Origin of the sequence: Allocatelliglobosispora scoriae (assembly GCF_014204945.1) — a bacterium.
GTDB classification, from domain to species: Bacteria; Actinomycetota; Actinomycetes; order Mycobacteriales; family Micromonosporaceae; genus Allocatelliglobosispora; species Allocatelliglobosispora scoriae.
In genome coordinates, this window is record NZ_JACHMN010000002.1 from 1,461,758 (window position 1) to 1,484,811 (window position 23,054).

The 23,054-nt window shown below is 71.3% G+C and carries 22 protein-coding genes; 7 read left to right on the forward strand and 15 right to left on the reverse strand.

Annotation, left to right across the window (positions count from 1 at the left end; genetic code table 11):
- Nucleotides 1-101: 101 nt before the first annotated feature.
- From F4553_RS12220 to F4553_RS12230, 3 genes are read left to right on the forward strand one after another with little or no spacing between them, the layout of a single operon-like run.
- The gene (locus F4553_RS12220) at nt 102-830 is read left to right on the forward strand and encodes a (Fe-S)-binding protein (protein ID WP_184835509.1); all 729 of its coding nucleotides are present in this window, start codon (nt 102-104) and stop codon (nt 828-830) included.
- Nucleotides 827-2,257: a lactate utilization protein B gene (locus tag F4553_RS12225; protein ID WP_184835511.1), complete on the forward strand. Its 1,431-nt coding sequence runs from the start codon at nt 827-829 to the stop codon at nt 2,255-2,257. Before F4553_RS12220 ends, F4553_RS12225 begins: the two co-directional genes overlap by 4 nt.
- Nucleotides 2,244-2,858 carry a LutC/YkgG family protein gene (locus tag F4553_RS12230; RefSeq protein WP_184835513.1) on the forward strand — a complete coding sequence of 205 codons (615 nt, stop codon included), beginning with the start codon at nt 2,244-2,246 and terminating at the stop codon, nt 2,856-2,858. Before F4553_RS12225 ends, F4553_RS12230 begins: the two co-directional genes overlap by 14 nt.
- Nucleotides 2,859-3,620: 762 nt before the next feature.
- Here the strand turns inward: F4553_RS12230 and F4553_RS12235 are convergent.
- The 8 genes from F4553_RS12235 to F4553_RS12270 all read right to left on the reverse strand — a co-directional run bounded on the left by F4553_RS12235 (nt 3,621) and on the right by F4553_RS12270 (nt 12,146).
- The gene (locus tag F4553_RS12235) at nt 3,621-4,823 is read right to left on the reverse strand and encodes a polyprenyl synthetase family protein (protein WP_312875176.1); all 1,203 of its coding nucleotides are present in this window, start codon (nt 4,821-4,823) and stop codon (nt 3,621-3,623) included.
- Nucleotides 4,820-6,184 carry an alkaline phosphatase family protein gene (locus F4553_RS12240; protein WP_184835515.1) on the reverse strand — a complete coding sequence of 455 codons (1,365 nt, stop codon included), beginning with the start codon at nt 6,182-6,184 and terminating at the stop codon, nt 4,820-4,822. Before F4553_RS12240 ends, F4553_RS12235 begins: the two co-directional genes overlap by 4 nt.
- Nucleotides 6,184-7,302 carry a metabolite traffic protein EboE gene (gene eboE, locus F4553_RS12245; protein ID WP_184835517.1) on the reverse strand — a complete coding sequence of 373 codons (1,119 nt, stop codon included), beginning with the start codon at nt 7,300-7,302 and terminating at the stop codon, nt 6,184-6,186. Before eboE ends, F4553_RS12240 begins: the two co-directional genes overlap by 1 nt.
- The gene (locus F4553_RS12250; RefSeq protein WP_184835519.1) at nt 7,302-8,150 is read right to left on the reverse strand and encodes a TatD family hydrolase; all 849 of its coding nucleotides are present in this window, start codon (nt 8,148-8,150) and stop codon (nt 7,302-7,304) included. Before F4553_RS12250 ends, eboE begins: the two co-directional genes overlap by 1 nt.
- A complete protein-coding gene (locus F4553_RS40935) occupies nt 8,150-9,475 on the reverse strand; it encodes an EboA domain-containing protein (protein WP_184835521.1) in 1,326 nt (441 codons plus the stop codon). Before F4553_RS40935 ends, F4553_RS12250 begins: the two co-directional genes overlap by 1 nt.
- Nucleotides 9,472-10,428, reverse strand: a complete 957-nt coding sequence (locus tag F4553_RS12260; RefSeq protein WP_184835523.1) for an SCO3242 family prenyltransferase — start codon at nt 10,426-10,428, stop codon at nt 9,472-9,474. Before F4553_RS12260 ends, F4553_RS40935 begins: the two co-directional genes overlap by 4 nt.
- Nucleotides 10,415-11,557 (reverse strand): inositol-3-phosphate synthase, encoded by a 1,143-nt coding sequence (locus F4553_RS12265; protein ID WP_184835525.1) that lies wholly within the window; start codon nt 11,555-11,557, stop codon nt 10,415-10,417. The genes F4553_RS12260 and F4553_RS12265 overlap by 14 nt, the downstream gene beginning before the upstream one ends.
- 316 nt (nt 11,558-11,873) lie before the next feature.
- A complete protein-coding gene (locus F4553_RS12270) occupies nt 11,874-12,146 on the reverse strand; it encodes a hypothetical protein (RefSeq protein ID WP_184835527.1) in 273 nt (90 codons plus the stop codon).
- A gap of 328 nt (nt 12,147-12,474) precedes the next feature.
- Between F4553_RS12270 and F4553_RS12275 the strand changes: the two genes are divergently transcribed.
- The 3 genes from F4553_RS12275 (at nt 12,475) to F4553_RS12285 (ending at nt 15,438) form a co-directional block, all read left to right on the forward strand.
- Nucleotides 12,475-13,731, forward strand: a complete 1,257-nt coding sequence (locus F4553_RS12275) for an NsdA family TPR-like regulatory protein (RefSeq protein ID WP_184835529.1) — start codon at nt 12,475-12,477, stop codon at nt 13,729-13,731.
- 48 nt (nt 13,732-13,779) lie between these two features.
- Nucleotides 13,780-14,826, forward strand: a complete 1,047-nt coding sequence (locus tag F4553_RS12280; protein ID WP_184835531.1) for a helix-turn-helix domain-containing protein — start codon at nt 13,780-13,782, stop codon at nt 14,824-14,826.
- Nucleotides 14,827-14,931: 105 nt separating this feature from the next.
- Nucleotides 14,932-15,438 carry a DUF3558 domain-containing protein gene (locus F4553_RS12285; protein ID WP_184835533.1) on the forward strand — a complete coding sequence of 169 codons (507 nt, stop codon included), beginning with the start codon at nt 14,932-14,934 and terminating at the stop codon, nt 15,436-15,438.
- Between the two features lie 113 nt (nt 15,439-15,551).
- Here the strand turns inward: F4553_RS12285 and F4553_RS12290 are convergent, their stop codons facing one another.
- Complete coding sequence (locus F4553_RS12290; protein WP_184835535.1) at nt 15,552-15,950, reverse strand: hypothetical protein; 399 nt, start codon at nt 15,948-15,950, stop codon at nt 15,552-15,554.
- Nucleotides 15,943-16,524 (reverse strand): HU family DNA-binding protein, encoded by a 582-nt coding sequence (locus F4553_RS12295; RefSeq protein ID WP_184835537.1) that lies wholly within the window; start codon nt 16,522-16,524, stop codon nt 15,943-15,945. Before F4553_RS12295 ends, F4553_RS12290 begins: the two co-directional genes overlap by 8 nt.
- 135 nt (nt 16,525-16,659) lie before the next feature.
- On the opposite strand from F4553_RS12295, the gene F4553_RS12300 reads away from it, so the two are divergent.
- Nucleotides 16,660-17,646, forward strand: coding sequence for a hypothetical protein (locus F4553_RS12300; protein WP_184835539.1), 987 nt, complete (start codon nt 16,660-16,662; stop codon nt 17,644-17,646).
- On the opposite strand, the gene F4553_RS12305 is transcribed toward F4553_RS12300, so the two are convergent.
- From F4553_RS12305 to ngcE, 5 genes are all read right to left on the reverse strand, one after another.
- Nucleotides 17,643-18,542 (reverse strand): N-acetylglucosamine kinase, encoded by a 900-nt coding sequence (locus F4553_RS12305; protein ID WP_184835541.1) that lies wholly within the window; start codon nt 18,540-18,542, stop codon nt 17,643-17,645. The two genes, F4553_RS12300 and F4553_RS12305, sit on opposite strands and share 4 nt — an antisense overlap.
- Before the next feature lie 84 nt (nt 18,543-18,626).
- Nucleotides 18,627-19,844 (reverse strand): family 16 glycosylhydrolase, encoded by a 1,218-nt coding sequence (locus F4553_RS12310; protein WP_184835543.1) that lies wholly within the window; start codon nt 19,842-19,844, stop codon nt 18,627-18,629.
- A 48-nt stretch (nt 19,845-19,892) separates the two neighbouring features.
- Complete coding sequence (locus tag F4553_RS12315; protein WP_184835545.1) at nt 19,893-20,717, reverse strand: carbohydrate ABC transporter permease; 825 nt, start codon at nt 20,715-20,717, stop codon at nt 19,893-19,895.
- Nucleotides 20,714-21,607, reverse strand: a complete 894-nt coding sequence (locus F4553_RS12320; RefSeq protein WP_184835547.1) for a carbohydrate ABC transporter permease — start codon at nt 21,605-21,607, stop codon at nt 20,714-20,716. The genes F4553_RS12315 and F4553_RS12320 overlap by 4 nt, the downstream gene beginning before the upstream one ends.
- A 17-nt stretch (nt 21,608-21,624) precedes the next feature.
- On the reverse strand, nt 21,625-22,983 hold the full coding sequence (gene ngcE / locus F4553_RS12325) for an N-acetylglucosamine/diacetylchitobiose ABC transporter substrate-binding protein (RefSeq protein ID WP_312875177.1): 1,359 nt from the start codon (nt 22,981-22,983) through the stop codon (nt 21,625-21,627).
- Nucleotides 22,984-23,054 lie beyond the last annotated feature (71 nt).

Consider the following 23,054-nt stretch of genomic DNA (forward strand, 5'->3'; position numbering starts at 1 on the left):
CCGAGCTCGCGGACCGGGCCAGCAGCGCCCGACGGTTGCGGTCGACGGGCGATCACCGTAGGGTGATAAATCCTATAGGATCGTCGACCGGGAGGAACGCCGTGCGGATCGCGCTCTTCATCACCTGCGTCAACGACCTGGTCTTCCCCGGCACCGGACGAGCCGTCGTGCGCATCCTCGAACGCCTCGGCCACACCGTCGACTTCCCCCCGGAGCAGACCTGCTGCGGCCAGGCCCACGCCAACAGCGGCTACCGGGCCGAGGCGATGCCCCTGGTCCGCCGGTTCGTCGACACCTTCGCCGGCTACGACGCGATCGTGACGCCGTCCGGGTCGTGCACGGCGATGGTGCGGGAGGCGTACCCCCGGCTCGCCGCAGGCGATCACGGCCTCGCGGCGCAGGTCGCGGCTGTCGCACCGCGGGTTTTCGAACTCTCCGAGTTGCTCGTCGACGTGCTCGGCGTGACCGACGTGGGCGCGCACTTCCCGCACCGGGTCACCTATCACCCGACCTGCCACGGGCTGCGCATGCTGCACCTGGGCGACAAGCCGGAGCGGCTGCTGCGCGCGGTCGGCGGCATCGAGCTGACCGAACTGCCCGGCGCCGACGAGTGCTGCGGCTTCGGCGGCACCTTCGCGCTCAAGAACGCCGGCGTCTCCGCGGCGATGCTCGCCGACAAGTGCGACGCCGCCTGCGGCACGGGCGCGGACTTCCTCGCCGCCGCTGACAACTCCTGCCTCGCCCACATCGGCGGCGGCCTGAGCAGGCGCGACGGCCCGCGAGCGATCCACTATGCGGAGATCCTCGCCGCGACGAAGGAGGACTCGTGACCGGCACCGGCAACATCGTCGCGGCGCTGCCCTTCCCGACCGCGGCGAAGCCCAAGCTCGCCGACTCCCAGCTCCGCGACAACCTGCGCCGAGCCACCCACACCATCCGCGACAAGCGCCTGCGCACCGTCGCCGAGCTGCCCGAGTGGGAGCGGCTGCGGCTCGCCGGTGCCGCGATCAAGGACGACGTGCTCGCGCGCCTGCCCGAACTCCTGGTGGAGTTCGAGGCCGCCGCCACGGCGGCGGGAGCCACGGTTCACTGGGCCCGCGACGCCGCGGAGGCCTGCGGCATCGCCGTGGACCTGGCCCTTTCGACGGGTACGCGCGAAGTGGTCAAGATCAAATCGATGGCGACCCAGGAGATCGGCCTCAACGAGGCGCTCGAAGCCGTCGGCATCACCCCGATCGAGACCGACCTCGCGGAGCTGATCGTGCAGCTCGCGGGTGACACCCCGTCGCACATCCTGGTGCCCGCGATCCACTACAACCGGCACCAGATCCGGGAGCTCTTCGCCCGCCGGATGCCCGGCGTCGACCTCGACGCGCTCACCGACGACCCGGCCGCGCTCGCCGAGGCGGCCAGGCGGCACCTGCGAGCGCGCTTTTTCTCGGCCCGGGTCGCGATCTCCGGCGCCAACTTCGCCATCGCCGAGACCGGTACCCTGGTCGTGGTCGAGTCCGAGGGCAACGGCCGGATGTGCCTCACCCTGCCCGAGACGCTGATCAGCGTCGTCGGCGTCGAGAAGATCCTGCCCACGGTCCGCGACCTCGACGTGTTCCTGCAACTGCTGCCGCGATCGTCGACCGGCGAGCGGATGAACCCCTACACCTCGGCGTGGACCGGTGTCACCCCCGGCGACGGGCCACAGCAGGTGCACGTCATCCTCGTCGACAACGGCCGCAGCGACGTGCTCGCCGACCCCGTCGGCCGCCAGGCGCTGCGCTGCATCCGGTGCTCGGCCTGCCTCAACGTCTGCCCCGTCTACGAGCGTGTCGGCGGGCACGCATACGGCTCGGTCTATCCCGGACCGATCGGCGCGATCCTGTCCCCGCAGCTCTCCGGCGCCGGGGCCAATGCGACGCTGCCCTTCGCCTCCACCCTCTGCGGCGCCTGCTTCGAGGCGTGCCCGGTCCGCATCGACATCCCCGAGGTACTCGTCCACCTGCGACAGGAGATCGTCGCCGCCGCCGGTGCCACGCCCGAACGAGCCGCGATGCGCGCCGCCGCCTGGGTGCTGCGCGACCGTCGGCGCTACTCGGCCGCCCTCCGCGCCGCCCGCCGCTTCGCCGCGCCGCTGCGCCTCGTCGGCCGCCCCGACGCGGTTCGGCACCTGCCGTGGCCGCTCACCCGCTGGTCGGCGAGCCGAGATACGCCGCTGCCGGCGAGGGAGACCTTCCGCGAATGGTGGTCCCGTGAACGCGCGTGACGAGGTCCTGACCCGGCTCCGGGCCGCCCGCCCGAGCGGCGCCGTGACCGTGTCGCGGGACTACGATCCGCCCGCACCCGACGGCACCGACCTGGTCGAGCTGCTCACCGATCGGCTCCTCGACTACCGCGCGACCGTCCGCCGCTGCGACGCCGCCGCGCTGCCGACGGTGCTGGCGTCGCTGCTCACGGATGCCTCGGTGGTGGTCGTGCCGCCCGGCCTCCCGTCGGCATGGCTCGGCGGGACCGACGTGGCGCAGCTCACCGACGATGGCGGTCTGACGCCGGGACAGCTCGACCTACCGGGGGCGGTCGTGGTCACGGGATGCGCGATCGCCTGCGCCCGCACCGGGACGATCATCCTCGACGCGGGTCCGGACCAGGGCCGCCGAGTACTCACCCTCGTCCCGGACCGGCACATCTGCGTGGTGCGGGTGGACCAGGTGGTCTACGGCATTCCCGAGGCGCTGTCGCGGCTGACGGATCCGACCAGGCCGCTGACGATGATCTCCGGCCCGTCGGCGACCAGCGATATCGAGCTCAATCGCGTAGAAGGCGTCCACGGCCCCCGCCACCTCACCATCATCCTCCTGCTCCCGTAGCCCCAGATCCCCAACTCTTCAAGAGTTGGTCCTAACCGTTTCGCCGACACCGCCCGTGGCGCCCACACCGTGCGCCGGCCCACACCGCGCGCCGCGCCGCGGCCCCACCGCGAGCCGCGGACGCACCGCGCGCCGCGCTGCCCACCCCCACCGCGTCGCTCGCGCCCACCGCGTCGCTCGCGCCCACCGCGTCGCTCGCGTCGCCCAGCGGCTTCGCGCTCGAAGCGTGCCTCAAGATCGCCGCAACTCTTGAAGAGTTGGTGTCATGGCGGGACCTTCTCCTTGACGCATACTCCGCGTGGTGATCGCGGATCATGGCGTTGAGGACATGCCCGGGTGAGCCCGCAGCGCCAAGGTCCGCGATCACCGCACGGCAGCAGCGCAGACAGTGGCGACAACGTGCCCGGGAGGAACTCGTACCCCGTGGAGATCACGGCACGCCCACCCGACACCTCCCCACCCGGTGATCGCACCTTCTGTGGGGAAAACGGTGCGATCATGGCGCTTGATCAGCCCTTCTTCCCCAAAGAAGGTGCGATCACCAAGCCACGGAAGAGCACAGGACACCCCGATGACACCAACTCTTCAAGAATTGCGGCGATCGTGAGGCACGCTGCGCCACGGATAGGACCAACTCTTGAAGAGTTGGGGGAGAGCGGGTGAGCTGACGGACCCTGCGCATCCTCGTCACGGTTTGCAGCAAAGCGTGGCCTCGCGACGCGAAATGGCCACGCTTTGCTGCAAACCGTGACCGACCGCAGGCTAGCTGGAGCGGGACACCGCCAGGTTGGCCAGCGAGCTCAACGCCGCCGCCACCTCGGCCGGGACCGGGAGCCCGGCGATCGCCGCCAGAGCCTGTTCGTGGCCGAGGCTGATCCGCGATTCCGTCGCCGCCAGCGCACCGCAGTCCACCATGATCGACTTGATCATGTCCGCGCCGTCCTCGTCGAGCTCCGGATCGCCGACGAGCTCCACCAACGCCCGCCGCCACACCGGCGTCGCCTGGGCGAAGGCGAGCGCCAGCAGCACCGTCGCCTTGCCGACCCGCAGATCGTCCAGAGTGGACTTGCCGGTCACGGCGGGGTCGCCGAAGACGCCGAGTACGTCGTCGCGGAGCTGGAAGGCTTCGCCGAGCGGGTCGCCGACGGTGGCGTACGCGTCGAGAAGAGCCGGTGACCCCCCGGCCAGGATCGCGCCGAGCTGCAGCGGCCGGACGATCGAGTAGCGGGCGGTCTTCAGCCGGGCCACCTCCAGCGCCCGCTGCACCGATCCGAACCCGCCGACCGCCTGGGCGAGCGTGTCGAGGTGCTCCCCCGCGATCGCCTCGGCCCGCGTGACGGCGAAGAGTTCCTGGGCCTGGCGCAGCAGGTGGGGCGGGGCGCCGCAGCGGCCGAAGAGCTGGTCGGCCCAGACCGCGCAGAGGTCGCCGCAGAGCAGGGCTGCGCCTCGGCCGTAGTCGACGGGGTCGCCGCGCCAGCCATGGGCGGTGTGCGCGGCGGCGAACACCTCGTGCAGGGACGGCTCACCACGCCGCAGACTGCTGCCGTCGATGATGTCGTCGTGGATGAGGGCGAAGCAGTGGAAGAGCTCCAGGGCCGCACCCGCGATGATCGCCACCCGTTCGGCCTGCGGGGCGGCCGTGTCCGGGTCGACCGCACCACGCCAGCCCCAGTAGCAGAAGGCCGGCCGCAGGCGCTTTCCGCCGCTGAGGACGAAGCTGCGCACCGCGGTGAACGTGGACCGGCGGTCGGGCCCGGACCAGGTCGCGGCCTGCTGCGACAGGAAGCCCGCGAGTGCCGCGTCGACCCGCCCCGGCAACGCTGTGGCCGAGACCCGCCCCGGCGGCGCTGTCATGAAGACCTCCTCTACCGCGGCGGACCGCACACCGACCCCGGGCGGCGCGTCGGCGACGGAGCGACGACCGGCGGGACCGCCCTCGGTGGCGAGGAGCGGCGGGGCGGTCACGACTCCAGCCCCGCCAGGCGCAGCAGCAGGGCTTTCACATCGGTGGCGGCGAGCCGGTCGGTGTCGAGCGCGGCCGACGAGAGCAGCACCGGCGAGTCGCGCTCCCCGTCCGGCAGCCGCCCGTGCGAGCCTCGCACAGCGTCGGCACCGGCATCGAGGCCGATCACGTTCATCCGGTAGCGCATACCGAGCTTCTTCTTCAGCAACGCCTTGCCCGCCCGGGCCTTCGCGGCACCCGGTCCGGCCGGGTCGAAGAGCAGCTCAGCGGGGTCGTAGCCGGGTTTGCGGTGGATCTCCACATGGGTCGCGAAGTCCGGCGCGTGCGCATCGTCGAGCCAGTAGTAGTACGTGAACCAGGCGTCCGGGTCCGCGACGACCACCAGCTCACCGGCGCGTTCGTGGCCGAGGCCGTACTCGGCCTTGCCGACGGTGTCGAGAACCTCCGCGACCCCGGGCAGGTCGGCGAGGAGCTTCGCGACCGCGGCGATGTCGGCGGGGTCGCGTACGTAGACGTGGGCCACCTGGTGGTCGGCGACGGCGAAGGCACGCGATGTCCAGGGGTCGAGGTACTCCATGCCGTCCTGGGTGTGCACGTTGAGCAGGCCGGCCGAGCGCAGCAGCCGGTTGACGTGCACGGGCTTGCTGACCTCGGTGATGGCGTATTCGGACAGTGCCACGATCGACGCGCCCCGGGCGGCACCGGCGTCGAGCAGCGGGCCGAGGACCGCGTCGAGCTCCACCGCCGCCGCGATCGCCTGCGGCGACGACGGGCCGAAGCGCTGCAGGTCATAGTCGAGGTGCGGGACGTAGACGAGGGTCAGGTCGGGGTTGCGGGTCGCCATGACGTGCTCGGCGGCCTTGCAGATCCACGCCGACGAGACGATCCCGGCACCGGGGCCCCAGTAGCTGAAGAGCGGGAACTCGGGCAGCTCGTCGTGCAGCTCCGGTGGGAAGGTGTAGCAGTCGGGGTCCTTGCGCCCGTCCGCGCGGTAGATCGGCCGGGGCGTGATCGTCCAGTCGACGTCGGCGCCCATCGCGTACCACCAGCAGATGTTCGCCACCGTGTAGCCGGGGTGCGCGGCGCGGGCCGCCTGCCAGACCTTCTCGCCGCCCATCAGCGCGTGGTGCTGGCGCCAGAGCATGACCTCGCCGAGATCGCGGAAATACCACCCGTTGCCGACGATGCCGTGCTCGGTGGGGAGGGCCCCGGTGAGCAGGGTCGCCTGGACGCTGCAGGTGACGGCGGGGAGCACCGGGTCGAGCCGGGCGTCGTGGCCGCAGGCGGCGCGCAGCCGGGGCATGTGGGTGAGCAGGTCGGCGGTGAGGCCGACGACATCGAGGACGAGCAGCGGGGTGGGCATCACGAGACTCCAAGGGCGTGCAGTTCGTCGCGGGCGAAGGCGAGTTCGGCGGCGATTCCCCTGGCCAGGCCCGCGTCGTCGACCGGGCGGGCGGCGTCGGGCAGCACACCCCAGGTGTAGGTCTCGACCTCCAGGTGATCACACGCCGGCGACTCCATCAACACGGCGAGGGCCTGGCGGAGCACGGGGACGCTGGTGGTCAGCGGCGGCAGGGGCGCGGCGTGCAGGGGTGCGTGGAAGTGGATCCGCCACGGGCCGGGTGCGCCGCTGGCGAGGGCTTCGGGCAGGTCGTCGAAGGCGGCTCCGGCGGCGGAGCGCGTCTGGTGCAGGAAGCGCGGTTCGGCGTACTCGGCGAGGGTGTCGAGGTTCGCGGCCGGGTCGGCGATCTCCAGCGCGGCCGAGACCTGGACCTTGACGATGGGGATGCCCGCCGCGTCGAGGCGCGCCACGGCCTGCGCCGGGTCCTCCCACGCGCAGGCGAGGTGGGCGAGGTCGAGACAGACGCCGAGGTAGTCGGTGTCCACGTCGGAGAGTGCGGTGACGGCCTGGGTGGTGGTCTCGACGACGCAGCCGGGCTCGGGTTCGAAGGCGACCCGGATCCGGCCGCCGTAACCGGCGAGGCCGCCGGAGAGCTCGCTGAGCAGCTTGCGGGCGGAGTCGGCGTTGTCGCTGGTCCAGGGCTCGCGCCAGGCGAGCGGCAGGGTCGAGATCGACCCGCGCTCGGCGCCGTCGGGGAGCAGGTCGGCGAGGATCGCGGCGAGTTCGAGGGTGTAGCGCAGCCGCCGCCGGTCCGTCCAGTCCGGGTAGTAGACATCGTGCTTCACCACCGGTGCCTGAAAAGCCTGGTAGGGGAAGCCGTTGAGGGTCACCGCCTCCAGCCCGCGCGCGGCGAGCTCGCGCCGCAGGCCGAGCCGCAGGCCACGGTCGGCGGCGAGCGCCGACGCGACCGGCTCGGCGAGCCACAACCCCAGACCGAGCAGGTCGACACCCAACTCCTCGCGTACGGGCACCGCGAAGCGATCCAGCTGCCCGACTACCCCGGCCAGGTCCTCGGCGGCGTGCACGTTGGTGCAGTAGGCGAGGTGCACCGTGGAGCCGCCCGGATGCGTCAGGCGCATCACGACCCCCCGCGGAGGATGGAGTTGCCCGCGAAGGTGGCTTCCACGTCGGATGAGCCGAGGTCCAGGCGGCCCGACTGCCCGTAGAACTCCACGGGATTGCGCCACAGCACCCGGTCCACGTCGTCGTCGGAGAAGCCCGCCGCGAGCATCGCCTCACCGGTGCGGGCGGTGAGCAGCGGATCCGACTTCCCCCAGTCGGCGGCCGAGTTGACGAGCATCCGCTCCAGCCCGAATTCCCGCAGGATCGAGACCATCCGGTCCGGCGTCATCTTCGTGTCGGGGTAGATCGAGAAGCCCATCCAGCAGCCGCTGCCGATCACCTCCGGCACCGTGACCTCGTTGAGGTGGTCCAGCGTGACGAAGCCGGGATCGATGCCCGACTCCTTCACGACACCCAGGCTGCGCCGGGCGCCGAGCAGCTTGTCGCGGTGCGGCGTGTGCACCAGCGCGGGCAGTTCGTGCTCGACCGCGAGCGCGAGCTGGGCGGCGAACGCCTCGTCCTCGGCCGGCGTCATCGAGTCGTAGCCGATCTCCCCCACCGCCACGACCCGGTCCTTCGCGAGGTATCGCGGCAGCTCGGCGAGGACCTCCACGCAGCGCGGGTCGTTCGCCTCCTTGGGGTTGAGCGCGATCGTGCAGTGGTGCGCGATGCCGTACTGCGAGGCCCGGAACGGCTCCCACCCGATCAGCGCGTCGAAGTAGTCGGTGAACGATCCCACGGTCGTGCGCGGCTGCCCCAGCCAGAAGGCCGGTTCGACCAGGGCGGTGACCCCGGCGGCGGCCATCCGCTCGTAGTCGTCGGTGGTCCGCGAGGTCATGTGGATGTGCGGGTCGAAGATTCGCATCAGGTGAGCCTCTCCAGCAGATCGCAGGCGTCTTGGGGGAAGGCCCGCCCCGCTGCCTCGCGCTCGGTCCGCAGGGCCGCGAGCATCCGCGCCAGCTCCGCGTCCGCCCGCGCGTCGAGGCCGTGCACCCCGGCGAGGGACAAGCCCATGAAAACCGATTTGAGTACGCCATGGCGCCACTCGTCGTCACCCAGGTGCTCCGCGTAGGGCCCCAGGGCCGCCGCCACCAGCCGCGAATCATTGCTGCGCAGGGCGTCGCGCAGCAGGTCGGCGTGCTCGCCCGCGGGGTCCACGACAGGCAGCGCGAGCAGAACGGCACGCTTCTCGTCGTTGTCGCCGTCGCGGTAGAGCTTCGCGACATGGGCCGCCGGTTCGGGGAGGGACCGCAGCAGGCGCACCCGACCGGCGTCGGCGGCGTCGCGGCCCAGCTTCCGGCGTACCGACGGGAAGATCTTGCTGATCTGCTCGGGCTCGGCGGCGAGCGACTCCTCCGCGTCGCCGAGCCACTGCGCAGCCTGGAGGAACGACAGTGAGCGCGCCGCGACGGCGGGCGCGGCGTGCGAGTGGCGGGGCAGCTCGACCGCGACGAGCCCGGTGTAGCCGACCTCGCGCAGCGCGGCGAGCACCGGCGGGAAGTCGATCTCCCCCGCGCCGAACTCCAGGTGCTCGTGCACCCCCCGGCACATGTCGTCGATCTGTACGTTGACCAGGTGCGGACCGGCGATGCGGACGCACTCCGCGACGCCGTGCGGCTCGATCGCCCGGCAGTGTCCGATGTCGAGGGTGAGCTGGAACGGTTCGGGTTCGCCGAGCCGGCCGCGCAGGTCGAACCACTGCTCGATCGTCTCGACGAGCATGCCGGGCTCCGGTTCGAAACCGAGCAGGACGCCCTTGCTCTCGGCGTGCTCGACCACCTGGGCGCACCCGCGCACGAGCCGGTCCCAGTGGTCGGCGCCGGTCGCACCGGGCACTCCGGCCCAGAACGAGACGGCCTCCGCGCCCAGGTCGGCGGCGATGTCGACGGCCCGCCGCAGGAACTCGACCCGGACCGCGGCCTCGTCGTCGAGCAGAGTCGGGGCGTGCTTGCGCCGGGGATCGAGCAGGTAGCGCGCGCCGGTCTCGATGACGACGCCGAGCCCGCGCCGCTGCAGCTCCGCCGCGAGCGCTTCGACCCGTCGGGGCAGGTCGGGTGCGTAGGGATCGAGGTGGGCGTGGTCCAGCGTCAGCGCCACCCCGGTGTAGCCGAGGTCGGCGATGACGGCGAGCGCGTCGCCGAGCCGATGGTTGGCGAAGCCGTTCGTGCCGTAACCGAATCGCAGGCTCATGTCGGTGACACCGCCTTCACTAGTCGCCTGCCGAGCGGCGCCATGACGGCGACCGCCGCGCCCGCCACCGGGCTGCCGTGCTGGGCCGCGAGCGCACCCTGCAACGACGGGAGCGACATGATCCCGGCGCCCACGGCGGCCCGGACGTTGCCGGCCGCCGGGTCGCGCAGCACCGCGCGCTGTGCCCGGCCGAACTTCTGCGCGTAGAGCCCCGCGAGCACCAGCCCCACCAGCCCACTCGCCGCGTCCCGCACGGCACCGGACCACCCGCCGGTCACCGTGGTCGCCGTGGTCGCGCGTCCGCCGGGCCCGCCCTCGATCGCCGCAACTCTTGAAGAGTTGGTGTTGTTCGGCGGGCGCCGGGCGGCGGCCGTCGCGACGACGGCGGTCGCGGCGAGGGTGCCGAGCGGCAGGGCCCGGTCGGCGCCGGAGACCTCGCGGCGCGAGAGCGCGGTCACGGCGTAGGTGTGCGCGGCGACGACCGCCGCCGGCCGCAGGGCCCGGCGCATCGAGCCGGTGCTCGCGCCGAGCAGCACGTCGAGCCCCCGGCAGACGGCCATCCCGGCGGGCCCGGCCGGGCTGTTCTTCAGCTTCACGTCATAGGTCCAGATCGCGCCGACCAGCAGGCCCGCCGTCGCCAGGGTGCGGCGCCCACCGGCGGCACCGGCGATCGCCAGGCCCGCGGCGGTGAGGCCGCCCGCCACCGCGAGCGCCTGCCCGGGCGAGATCCGGCCCGACGGGATGGGGCGTTCGGGTCGCTCCACGGCGTCGAGCTCCCGGTCGGACCAGTCGTTGGCGGCCATCCCCGCCCAGTAGAGGCAGACGGAGGCGGCGGCGATCCCGGCGGTCCGCCCGTCGAGGCAGTCCGCGGCGGCGGCACCGGCGACCGCGTCACCGGGTACGGAGAGCGCGGCGGGCGCCCGGACCAGCTCGATCAGGTCACGAAGGATCATCGGTCCACCCCGTGACCCAGTCGACGAGGTCGTGCCACTGGTCGGCGAGCGAGTGCGAGACCTCGCCGATCGGGTCCTTGAAGAAGAAGGCGAGCTGCGGCATCGGTCCGGCCGTGCCCTGCTCGTGCGCGCCCGCGGTGAGCCGGGCCAGGTCCAGCACGAGCGGGGCGGCGAGCGCCGAGTCGCAGCCGTGCCAGGTGAACTCGAGCCGCATCCGGCTGCCGAGGAAGCCGGAGAAGGTGATCAGGTCCCAGGCGGTCTTCAGATCACCGATGTCGGGCACGTAGTCGATCCGCGTCTGCCCCTCCGGCTCGTAGCCGAGGGTCTCCTTGAGCACCCGCTGCTTGCTCGCGACCTTGGCGGCGTTCGCCTCGGGCTGGGCGAGGTTGGCGCCGTCGCCGCCGCCGAGCAGGTTGAGCCCGGACCAGGAGCGGACCCGGAGGTTGCGCATCGCGAACATCGGCGCCAGCACCGACTTGAGCAGCGTCTCGCCGGTCTTGCCGTCGCTGCCCGCGAAGGGCGTGCCCACGCGCCGGGCCAGCTCGGCGAGGGCGGGCAGCCGGGCACCGGTCGACGGCGTGAAGTCCACGAAGGAGCACCCGGCGGTGAAGGCGGCGTAGGCGTAGAGCGAGCTGGCGGGCAGCACGTCCGCGACGGGCAGCGCGGCGTCGAGCGCGGCGAGGCTCTCGTGCGCGGGGTGTGCGACGATCAGCGGCTCGGTCGAGGAGACGTTGACGACGACGACCCGCTCCAGGTCGTGCTGCTCGCGGAACGCCCGCAGGTCGGCCACGGTCTGCTGGATGGTCTCGGCCTGGTTGCGCCCGGCCGGTGCGGGGCGCAGGTGCCGCTCTATCTGGTCTAACTCGCCGGCGACGGCCTCCACGATCGGCGCGGGGAGCACGCCGGCGCCGACGAGGGAATGGGCCTTCTTGCACAGACGCAGCATCGAGATGTCGTGGCCGCCGAAGACGAGATCGGTCCAGCCCGGCAGAGCCGCGTCGCGCAGCGGAGGGAGATCGGTGACACAGCCCAGCGGTTCGGCGAGCGAGGCGCGAATCGCGAGGGCACCCACCATTGTGGTCACGGCGACCGACCCACGGGCGCCCACCAGCCAAATACCCGTTCGCACTGGGCCTCCCATGTCATCGACGTGTCGGCCATATTAAATCCGGATCAGCAAAACTTTCTAGATATAACTTCAAAGTTTTTTCGATTTGGGCAAAACTTCTGTCGCCGCAAGCAGATTTCATCCGACATGCCGCTGGAAAATATCGCCAGACACCCTCAAAGCCGCCAAAAGCAATAAGCCGGGCCGCCCGACGAGAGGCGACCCGGCTCTAGTTGATCACTTAGTGTGAATGTTTGAGCGGCTTGGGTGGAGTTCAATAGACGCGATAAGACACGAAACGGCACGGTCCTTACCCGTACCGTTTCGGCCATCATCACTATGCGTGAGAGTTTTGAAGTGCCACCGACGAGTGCCGGGAGTGTCCCGGATTTTCGCTTCCCGCAACCGGGACGATCTTGGCTCGCTGCCGCCCGTTGCGCACCATCGGGAGGTTGCAGTAAGCACGGAAGATGCGCATCGCCGCGTCGTAGTCGGCCGGCCCGATGATCTCGCACCGCACCTCGGGGAACTCGTGTTCGTTGCGAGGTGGATCATTGGGCCCGAGCGGACGCACCCTGGTCAAGGAAATCATGTATTTCTGCGCGGTCACCTGATCCTCCAGCCGTGTCGGGTGGGCGCACAACGAGGGGTGCGAGTGCGGTCGCAGATCGCTGCGCGCCCGTACCTACCGCCTACGTCCCGATGACAGCAAACGGCAGGAGCAGACTCAGCTTCCTCACAATCGGCACAACAACGGCAGATGTCTCCCTCGGGACATGTCCCGTGTCCCCTAACGTGTCACCCCCGGCTCCCCCGAACGGTTCAGCGATCATCGTCGCATCGGCCTTCTTCGCTCGTGCCCTCCTCTCGTCGCTTCATCACGATAGGGGCGATTTATTGGTAATGATGAGGGCACCCTTGGGGCTACCGTGTTCCCTATGGGTGATCTGGTGCGTGGCAGCAGCAAACGTCCCGCATGGGCGCAAAGAATCAAGGCGGAACGCACGGCACGGGGCTGGTCCCAGACGAACGCCGTCGCCGCGTTGCGAACGAACGCGACGCAGCCGCTCGCGGGCGACGGCAGCCTGTTGCGGAACTGGAAGCGGTGGGAGGCCGGCGACGCCGAGCCCGACGGCTTCTACAAGCCGCTGATCGCGAAGACCTTCGGTACGGTCACCGCCGCGATCTTCCCGAACGTCGTACGGCGCAGCCCCGACGCGGAGCTCCTCACCGACGCGGGCCTGGACACACTGGAGATCGTGTCGCGGCTGCGCGTCTCGGACGTCTCGCAGTCCACCCTCGACGCGCTGCACATCGCGGTCGACCGGCTCTGCTGCGACTACCCCCACGTCACCGCCGAGCAGCTGCACCGCGACGGCCAGGCGTGGCTGCACCGCATCACCAGCCTGCTCGACCGGCGCCTCACCCTCGCCCAGCACCAGCAGGTCCTCAACCTCGCCGGCTGGGTCGCCCTGCTCGTGGGCTGCGTGGAGTACGACCTCGGCCGCCGCCAGCAGGCCGAGGCGACCCGACAGGCCGCGCTCTCGCTCGGACTCGAGTCGGGCAGCGCCCAGATCCAGGGGTGGGCCCACGAGATGCGCGCCTGGTACGCGCTGACCCGCGGCGACTACCTGGGTGTCATCGCCGCGACCGAGACCGGTGAGGCGGTGGCGCCCAACCAGAGCGTCGCGGTGCAGCTCGCCGCCCAGCGCGCCAAGGCCTGGGCCCGGCTCGGCAACCGCAAGCACGCCGCCGAGGCCCTCGACCAGGGCCGGGCGCTGCTGGAGAAGCAGCCCTACCCGGACAACCTGGACCACCACTTCATCGTCGACCCGGCGAAGTTCGACTTCTACGCCATGGACTGCTACCGGCTGCTCGGCGACGACAACCTCGCCGGGATGTACGCCAACGAGGTGATCAAGTCCTCCACCGACTTCGACGGCTTCGAGCGGCGGCCGATGCGGCTCGCCGAGGCCCGGATCACCCTCGGCGTGATCGCCGGACGCGAGGGCAACCTCGACAAGGCCGTCGAGCACGGCACCAAGGCGCTCAGCGCCGATCGGCAGTCGATCCCGTCGCTCGTCATGTGCTCCCAGGAACTGCGCGAACTGCTGCAGCAGCGCTACCCGAACGAGCCGCAGACGCAGATGTACATGGAGAAGCTCAGCACCCTCGCCTCGACTGCGGCGAACTGACACCGCCGTTTATGGTTACCCCGTCAGACGACGGGGAGGCGAGGCGGCGTGACGAACGACGATCGGCCATCGGCCGCGGGGGCGACCTCCGCGGCCGATTACGTCGCCGCCCTGCGGGCTCTGCGGCAGTGGAGCGGGCTGTCCTACCGGGCGATGGAGAAGCGGGCCGCCGCCAACGGCGACGTGCTGCCCCGGTCCACGGTGATCACGATGCTCTCGCGGGAGACGCTGCCCCGCGAGGAGCTCGCCGCCGCGATGGCCCGGGCCTGCGGCTGCACCCCGGACGAGGTCGACACCTGGGTCACCGCCCGCCGCCGCCTCGCCGCCGCGAACGCCACGCCGAACCACCACACCCAAGACCTCGCGCCGGGTACGCCGCCGTCACGTTTTGCAGCAGAGCGGCCTGTCGACAGGCCGTCGAGGCCACCGTTTGCTGCAGAACGTGACGGGGAGGGTGACGGGGAGGCTGACGGGCGGCGGGTGCGGCGGTGGGTGCTCGCGGGGGCGGCGGGGCTGGTGGGCGTACTCATCGTGGTGTTCGTCCTGAACCGGTCGGCGACGGCGGACCGCAAGCCCGATGCCGGCGCGAGCACCCGGCACGGGCCCGCGGCCGGGACCGTGATCGCGGAGCTGACCGACGACGCGACCATCGAGCGGGCCCGGCCGGACGGCCCCGGCGACCCGGCGGTCCTCGTCTCCTGCGGGCCCGTCTGCGCCACCGACGTGGCCGGGCAGAGCCGCATCCTGCTGCGGTTCCGGGTGAGCGGCGGTGTCGGCAACTGCCCCGGCCAGGCGACGCTGCGGCTGTGGCGGCTCGGTGCCGGCGGACCGGTCGACGTCTACCGCGCGAACAGCAAGTGGGAGCAGTCGACGGTGGGCTGGAACGCGCAGCAGAAGGCCGGTACGTGGCTCGCCGACACCGGCGACACCGGGACCGACGGCTGGGAGTCGCTGCGATTCCCGCTGGCGGCGGCCGACGGCGTGCTCGCCCTGACGCTGATCGGCAAGCAGGCAGCGCCGGTGACGTTCGCGTCGAGCGAGCACCCGACCCGGGCCCACCCGGCGGAGCTGCGCATCGACTACACCTGCCCGTGACGTGACGTGAGGCGTTGCGGCGCGAGGCGTTGCGGCGCGGCGCCAAACCGGCGATGCTGTGGCCCAACCAGCAACCCTGGGCCCACTCGAGAGGGAGCACAACCCGTGATCGGTCTCCGCCGCCTGAGCCTCATCCTGACGTTGGCCGCCACCGTCGCCCTCGCGGCGTGCTCGGCCGAGGACGACAAGCTCGTCCCGCCGACGCCGCCCTCGGGCGGGCCCGCCGACAGCAGCATCGATCCGTGCAAGCTGGTCACGCCGGACGAGGTCACCAAGGCGCTGGGTGCCAAGGTCGGCGACGGGGTGGCCCAGCCCGGCGGCCTGCCCGGCCAGCGGAGCTGCGCATTCGGCTCTCCCGAGACGAAGCGGCTGGTCACGATCGGGGTCGTCGGCGGCGGCCGGGGTGTCTACGACCAGGTACGCGACGGGTTGGGCGCGGCGAGCAAGGAGGTGCCCGGCCTCGGCGACGCGGCGGTACGCGAGGCGGGCTACCTGCACATGCTCAAGGGCGACACGGTGTTGATGATCTTCGTCAACGGCCTCGGCAACGGCACGGAAGCCGAGACGGCGACGAGCGGCCTCGCCGCAGCCGCGCTGGGCCGCCTCCCCTGACGCAGCCCGTTCCCGAACCCCTGCGCACCCCCAAGATCGCCGCAACTCTTCAAGAGTTGGTCCTAAAACCCCGTTAGGACCAACTCTTGAAGAGTTGCGGCGATCTTGGGCGGTTAGATGCTGACGAAGCCGAACAGGACCGTCGCCAGCAGTGCCAGCACGAACGACACCTGCTGGACGCCCATCGGGATCGCGGTGTTCGCGTCATAGATCGACCGGCTCGTCCCGCGCTCGATCGCGTCGACCGAGCCCGACACGGCGTAGAGCAACCACACCCCGCCGAGGATCGAGATGAAGTAGAGCCCCCAGGCCACCCCCGCGATCAGCCGCTCCGCATCGCTGACCTGCCCCGCGAGGATCTCGGTGGAGAAGGTGATGGTCAGCGCGACGATCGCAGCCGAGAGCGTGACGAGGTGCTTCGCCACATCCGCCGCGACGTCGAAGGCACGCGTACCCCTGCGCTCCGCCGTCCCGTCTCGCTCTCGCTCGGCCGTGCCGGTCTGCTCAGCCATCGCGGCACCACGGCGGCAGCGGGCACAGGCCGCGCAGCGCCGCCCGCAGCATCCGGTCGTCGACCGTCGTGCGGCCCCGCTCGGCGGCGAGGTGCATCGCCCGGTCCAGCAGCACGACCAGGTTGCGACGAGCCTCGATCGCCGCCGTACGCCGGGCGGCGAGCGCCTGCTCACCCCGATCGACGATCATCGCGAGGTTGCGCAGCGAGGCCGAGGTGAGCCGGTAGCCGGCCGAGCCGAGGTGGCCCAGCGCGACCTCCATGTTGGACCGGCCGGTGGGTCCGCGCCGGGCCGGGGCGACCCCGGTCCGCACCGACTGGCGGAAACCGGCCCCGGGCCGGAAGACCGGGACGACCGCCTGCGGAACCCGGTGCACGCCACCGGTGCGCGGATTGCGTACCGTGCGGGCGGGGCGGACGCGCCGCTCGAAAACGCCGAAACCCATGAGCAGCACCCGATCGCCCCGGGCGACGGCGGCCTGGATCTCCGCCAGGACGGCGTCGACGGCGGCCGCGGCTCTCCGCTCCCCGCCGAGTCGAACGGCCAGGATATGGACGAGCTGCGCTCTGTTCACCCCTCGATCAAACCACGCTGACCTGGGTGGATCGTCGATCTGGCGGCGTACACGCGGTGTGGATCAGCCTGCCGGAGCACAGTGCGGCCGCTTCGGCCGACCCGCGAGCGCGTGAATCCGGTCCATGATGCTCCCGTGACTTCCACGGGGCGGAATTCCAGAACGGACGGTGGGCCACGATCGTCGATCCCGGCGCGGGCGCTCGCCGTCGCGCTGGTCGCCGTCGGGGTGGCGAGCCAGCTCACCCTGCCGACACGGCCGTTTCTGATCCCGATCGTGATCGGCCTCGGCCTGGCCACGGTCGGGCTGCTCGTCGGGGTTCCGGTAGCGGTGCTCCTCGCCCCCTACCCGTCGATCTGGCGGCCGGGCCTGGTCATCGTCCTGCTGCTGCTCGGCAGCGCCGTCCTCTTCTCGGCGCCTGGGCCGGCGGTCGCGCCGGGAGTCGACTGGGACGAGCTCGCCGTCGAATACCACGGGGTCGCCGTCGTCCACGCGGACTCCGTCGTCGTCGACGAGACGCTGCTGCTGGCGGCGGACCTCGCCGACCGGGAGCTGGTCAGGCTGAAGAACCTGCGGCACGACCCCGCGTGGCCGGTGACGGCCGATGAGCTGATCCTGTCCCCGGCCGCCGGGTCCGGTTGGGTCGCGGCGGGCACCCGCGACGGGGCGGCCGTCTACCATCGCACGCGCGGTTTCCCCGCCGACCCGGGCTCCCTCGTGACGACACCCGTGGAGATCGATGTGTCGCCGGGCCTGCTGGCCGTCACGGTCGGCGGCCGTCCCGAGACCTACTCCGCGCGGATGCTGGCACGCGGCAGCTCCACGCTGCGGGTCACCGCACCGCCGGGCCACCTCATCGGTTCGCCGGCCGCCGATCCCGACGGCGCGCCGGTCCTCGTCCCGGTGGACGACAGCGGCAAGGCGTCGGTGCTGGTCCGGCCCGAGTTCCTGCGCGGTCCGGCCGGGCAGCGCGTCGTCGACGCCGTCGAGTGGCGGCCGTTGAACTGGCTGCTCGCCGCGATCGCCGTCGTGGTCGGCTGGTTCATCGCACCCGCGGCCAGGCGCACCGCCGCGGCGACGATCCGGGCTGCCCGCAGCCGCTCTGCGCCGGAGGGCACCTAATCCGCCAGGACTCCCCGGGCCGCGAGCCGCGCCGCACCGACGGTCCCGGCCTCGGCGATCGGCACCACGACTCCCGGCCGGCGGTCGGCGAGCCGCTCCCGGACCCGATCGCGCAGCACCGGTCCGCCGGTGAGCACGCTGCCCGCGAGCACGACCGGATCCCCCGGGTGCCACACCTCGGCCGCCGTCGCGACCAGGTGGTCGGCCGCCTCGTCCGCGATCCGGGCCGCGATCGGATCGTCCGCGACCGCGCCCAGCACGAGCGGTGCCAGCTTGGCGAGGTCGCGGGGCGGCCGCTCGTGCACCGCGGTCACGAAGGCGTCCGCACTCCCGCCGGGCAACACGCTCAGCAGCGCCCGCACCAGCGCGCCGTCGCGTCCCGCGTGCAACTCCCGAGCCACCGCGGTCGCGGCAGTCCGCCCCAGCCAGAACCCGGAACCGAGGTCGCCGAGCAGCCATCCCATCCCGTCGGCGCTGCTCAGCATGGTCTCGCCGGAGATCCGCGCGGCGATCGCGCCGGTGCCGGAGATGAGAACCGTTCCGGTCACCTCGTCGGTGCCGGCCGCATAGGCGACCACCACGTCGCCGATCGGCCGCACCGGGCAGGACAGCCCGGCCGCGCGCCACACGGCGTCGAACGCGCCGGCCACCGCCGGGTCGCCGAACCGACTGGTCCCGGCGATGCCGAGCACCCCCGCGACGATCCGCGCCGGGTCCAGGCCGCGCAGCGCCGCCGCCAGCGCCGTGGAGACCTCCGCACAGGCGACCTCGACGGGTACGCCGACCGGGTTGCCCGCCCCGGCGACGCCGCTGCCGACCGGGGTCCCGTCGAGCGTCGTCACCAGCGCCCGGGAAGCCGTGCCTCCGACGTCGAGCCCCAGCACCAAGTCCTGCATAGTTGACTTCCTTCGGGTAACCGAGGGCGGTGCCCGCCGGTCTAGGCCTCCGGCGGGCACCGTTATCACTGGTCAGGCTTCTGTCTAGCAGAGACCCTTGTCTTCCCACTGCGCGGTGAGGCCGGGCTCGGAGCCCAGGGTCCACCAGCGCGCCCGCCACTTGTGGCCGGCGTGCTTGACGAGCTCACCCTCGAGGTAGACGGTGCCCCAGTCCCAGGCCCGCAGGGTGCCACAGCCGCCGACCGGGCCACTCGGGCTCGGGCTGGTGCTGGGGCTGCGGCTCGGGCTCGGGGAGACCGACGTCGACGGTGACACCGACGGCGACGGGGGCTTCGAGGTGCTCGACGCCGACGGGGAGCCGGTGGGGCAGGTGCCGCCACCCGTACCCATCGTGTCGGTGAAGCCCACGGCCGACGACCGCAGCGCGCTGACGCGGCTGCTCAGCTCGCTGGGCGCGATCGCCTCTCCCACCGTGTGGTAGAAGTAGTCCACCTGCTGGGTGTAGACGCTGGTGCCGCTGGTGTGCGCCGCCGTGTCGATGAACCAGAGGTTGAAGTTCAGCGACATCGGCGTCTCGGGGTAGTAGATCCCCGAGTGGTCCGCGACCTGCACGCCGTCGATGAAGTACTTGACGTGCCCGCCGCTGACCTGGAAGGCGAGGTCGTGCCAGCCGTTGTAGCTGGCCCGCTCCTCGGTGTGGGTGTTCTCCGCGAGCCACGGCTCGTTGCGGTAGGTCTCCCAGGTGGTCTGGTAGAAGATCGGTCCCTGCTCGCCCCAGCCGCCGTTGGGCAGGTACTCGAAGTCGATCTCGCCGTAGTTGGGGTCGAGGTCGAAGTTGAGCGGGGTGATCGTGAAGAACGTCTCCACCAGGTGATCGCCGTCGGTGCCGGAGTCCGGCGCGTCGGCGAACTTGACCCGGGCGCCGTAGGTGCCCTCGAAGAACCGCCGGGAGGAGCTGAGGAACTCCGCCTGGCTGGTGCCGCCGCTCGTGCCGTCGGTCGCGGCCCGTAGTTGCAGGGCCTTGCCGCCGGTGATCGAGGGGAAGCTGATGTTCGACGCGGGCCAGGCGGCACCGGGTACGCCCGGTCCGCCGGTGTTGGTCCGCACGGACCAGCCCCGGCTGTTGATCGCCGAGTCCGACGACGACGTGTAGTTGAAGTCGTCGAAGAGGACCTGGTTGCAGGCGGCGGCCGAGGCCGGCGCGGTGGCGGTGAACGCGGCGACGCTGCCGGTGATCACTACCGCTGCCGCCGAGGCCGCCGCGAGGGCTGCCCGGTGGCGGATGGTACGGACAGGTGACATGGGGGTCTGTCCTTCCGTGAGGTGGTGCTCCGGCGAGGATTACCGGAGCTACTTGACCGCTCCCGCGGTGAGACCAGCGCGAATCTGCCGTTGGAACAGCACGTACGCGAGGAGCACCGGCATGATCGCGATGATCAGTCCCGCGAAGAGTCCGCTCCAGTCGCTGCGGTAGCCCTGGCTGACCGCGAGTGCGGCCAGGCCCTGGGAGAGCACGTAGCGATCCGGATCGGGGTTGAGCACCACGGGCAGCAGGTATTGGTTCCACAGCCCGAGGAAGTTGAAGATGCCGACGCTGATCAGGCCCGGCCGGGCCATCGGCAGCATGACCCGCCAGAAGACCCCGGCGTGCGAGGCGCCGTCGATGAAGGCGGCCTCGGCGACGGCGGTCGGCAGCGTCCGGAAGAAGCCGTGCAGGAAGAAGACCGTGAACGGCAGGGCGTAAGCGGCGTAGACCAGGATCAGCCCGTGGTAGGTGCCGAGCAGCCCCATCCGGTTGACCACGAAGAAGAGCGGCACCAGGGCGAGGAAGACCGGGAAGAGCATCCCCGCGATGAGCGTGTAGTAGATGACCCGGTTGCCCGGGAACTCGTAGCGGGCCAGGCAGTAGGCGACGAGCGAGCCGAGCAGCATCACCAGGACCAGCGCGCCGCCGACGACGATCAGCGTGTTGAACAGGTAGCGTCCGATCTGCGCCTCCTGCCACGCCCGGCCCCAGTTCTCGAAGTGCAGCTTCGACGGGACCGACCACGGGCTGTCGAAGATCTCCTCGTCGGTCTTGAGCGACGAGACGACCGCCCAGAGCAGCGGCAGCGTGACGAGGGCCGCCCAGAGGGCGAGCACCGCGTGCAGCACGCCGTTGGTAACACGAGTCATGAGAGCTCCACCCGTTCGCGCCGGGACACTCGCAGCAGCAGCACCGCCAGCGTGAGGGTCAGGAAGAAGAGGGCGACGCCCATCGCGGAGGCGTAGCCGAACTTGCCGTAGGTGAAGGCGTTGCGGTAAAGGCTCAACCCCATCACCTCGGTGGAGTTGTCCGGCCCGCCGGGGCCGACCGTCATGATCTGCACCAGGGCGAACCCGTCCAGCGCCGCGACACCGAGATAGATCCAGGCGACCTGGACGCTGTCCCAGACCAGCGGCAGGGTGATCCGCCGGAAGGTGGTCATGCGGCCGGCGCCGTCGAGCAGCGCCGCCTCCAGCACGTCGGCCGGGATCGACTCCATCGCGGCCGAGAAGAGCACCACGTAGAAGCCGACGGCGGCCCAGATCATCGTCGCCATCACCGCCCAGATCGCGAGATCCGGCTCGGCGAGCCAGCTGCGCCGCAGGCCCGGCAGGCCGATCCCGCTCAGCAGCCCGTTGAGCAGGCCGCTGTTGGGGGTGTAGACGAACTGCCAGAGCACCGCGATGATCGCCACCGAGAGCAGCTGCGGGAAGAAGTAGACGATCCGGTAGGCGCTCGCCGCCCGCCGCTTCTCCCCCGTTCCGAGCATGGCCGCGAAGAACAGCGCCAGTCCGATGGTGACCAGCGGCACGACGAGCAGCATCAGCCCGTTGTGGCGCAGGGCCGCCAGGAACAGCGGATCGCTCCACAGCTTGCCGAAATTCTCTAGTCCCACCAGGTTCGCCTGGCCGGACAGGCCGTTCCAGTCCGTGAAGGCCAGGTAGAAAGCCTGGGCGTACGGCGAGAGCACGAACACGCCGTAGAGCAGCAGGGGCGGGATCATCGCCCCGGCCAGGAACCGGTACCTACCGTGCCGCATGGTCACCATCGCCCCCGTCAGCGCTTGTGCTTGACGATGGAGCTGTCCTTGGCGACCGAGTCGGCGGCCTTCTGGATCCGCTCGGCCCACTGCGCCGGGTTGACCCGGTTGGTGAGCAGCTCACCGGTCGCGTCGTCGAACGCCTTGCTCAGCGGTGCGTACCAGGTGCGGAAGCGGTAGGTGAAGACGTTCGGACCGGCCGCCTTCGCCGCCGCGGCGACCGACGACAGGCCGCTGGAGAGGGTGAGCCCGTCGGTGGCGCCGATGACGACCGGCAGCGCCTTCGCCGACTCGGCGAAGCCCCGGGCGACCTGCTTGGAGAAGAGCAGGCGGAGATATTCCAGACCGCCCTGCGGGTTCTTCGCCTTCGCCGGGACCAGGAACGACTCACTGCTGGCACCCTGCACCGCACCGTTGGCGAGCTTGTCGCTGCCCGTCAGCGCGGGCACCGCCGCCATCACCATGTCGAAGCCGGCCGGGGTGACCGCCTGCTGCTCGCCCTCGAGCCACGAACCGCACGGGATGAAGGCCGCCTGCCCCTTGCACCAGGCGTTCTGCGCCTCGGTGTGCGACAGCGCCTCGGAGCCGGTCATGATGTGGCCCCGCACGACGAGCTGGTGGATCGCCTCGGCGGCGGCGAGCATCGGCGCGCTCTGCCAGGCACCGGGCTCCAGGTTGTCGATCGCCTTGACCAGGTCCATGCCGCCCGCCTTGGCCGCGAGGGACTGCAGCGGGTCGTTCATGTACTCCGGGTACTTGCCCTGCCACGTCCACGGCGCGACGCCGGTCTTCTTGATGGTGTCGCCGAGGGTCAGCATCTCCTCCCACGTCGTCGGGAAGGTCCAGCCGTTCTTCGCGAAGAGGGACTTCGAATACCACACCCCCCACAGCACGGACGAGAAGTTGAGGACCTGCACCGAGCCGTCGAAGGTGCCGTCCTCGACGACGCCGGGCAGCAGCGTGTCGCGGACCTTCTTGCTCGGGTCGTCGACGCTCGGCGAGTCGAGCAGCTCGCCCAGGTCCTTGAGCTTCTTCGACGCGACGAGGGTGGCGAGGTCGAGCCGGCCGGCGCCGCTGTTGTCGACGACGTCGGGCGGGGTGTCGGCGACGAAGCGGGGCTGGAGCACGTCACCGACGCGCTGGATCCCCTTGTGGTCGATCGCCGCCTTCGGGTACTTCTGCGTATACAGGCTGCCCGCCTGCTTGGCGTAGTCGTCGCCGTAGCCGCCCTTGAAGATCACGACCTCGAGCGGGGCATCGACCGGGACGCCGAGCGGGTTGGTCGCGCTCTTGTCGCCCTTGGTGCCGGTGTCGCCGTCGTCGCCGCCGGTGACGCAGCCCGCGAGAGCGGCTCCGGCGACACCGGCGACGCCCACGGCAGCCGCACTACGCAGGACGGTCCGTCTGGTTGGGTAGGGTGGATTGTTGGAAGAGGGGTTCATCAGGG

What these genes read in the sequence shown, in the direction of transcription:
- F4553_RS12240 (WP_184835515.1), bottom strand. Translation starts at nt 6,184, where the DNA reads ATGCCCACCCCGCTGCTCGTCCTCGATGTCGTCGGCCTCACCGCCGAC.
- eboE (WP_184835517.1), bottom strand. Translation starts at nt 7,302, where the DNA reads ATGCGCCTGACGCATCCGGGCGGCTCCACGGTGCACCTCGCCTACTGC.
- F4553_RS12250 (WP_184835519.1), bottom strand. Translation starts at nt 8,150, where the DNA reads ATGCGAATCTTCGACCCGCACATCCACATGACCTCGCGGACCACCGAC.
- F4553_RS40935 (WP_184835521.1), bottom strand. Translation starts at nt 9,475, where the DNA reads ATGAGCCTGCGATTCGGTTACGGCACGAACGGCTTCGCCAACCATCGG.
- F4553_RS12260 (WP_184835523.1), bottom strand. Translation starts at nt 10,428, where the DNA reads ATGATCCTTCGTGACCTGATCGAGCTGGTCCGGGCGCCCGCCGCGCTC.
- F4553_RS12275 (WP_184835529.1), top strand. Translation starts at nt 12,475, where the DNA reads ATGGGTGATCTGGTGCGTGGCAGCAGCAAACGTCCCGCATGGGCGCAA.
- F4553_RS12290 (WP_184835535.1), bottom strand. Translation starts at nt 15,950, where the DNA reads ATGGCTGAGCAGACCGGCACGGCCGAGCGAGAGCGAGACGGGACGGCG.
- F4553_RS12305 (WP_184835541.1), bottom strand. Translation starts at nt 18,542, where the DNA reads ATGCAGGACTTGGTGCTGGGGCTCGACGTCGGAGGCACGGCTTCCCGG.
- F4553_RS12310 (WP_184835543.1), bottom strand. Translation starts at nt 19,844, where the DNA reads ATGTCACCTGTCCGTACCATCCGCCACCGGGCAGCCCTCGCGGCGGCC.
- F4553_RS12315 (WP_184835545.1), bottom strand. Translation starts at nt 20,717, where the DNA reads ATGACTCGTGTTACCAACGGCGTGCTGCACGCGGTGCTCGCCCTCTGG.
- F4553_RS12320 (WP_184835547.1), bottom strand. Translation starts at nt 21,607, where the DNA reads ATGCGGCACGGTAGGTACCGGTTCCTGGCCGGGGCGATGATCCCGCCC.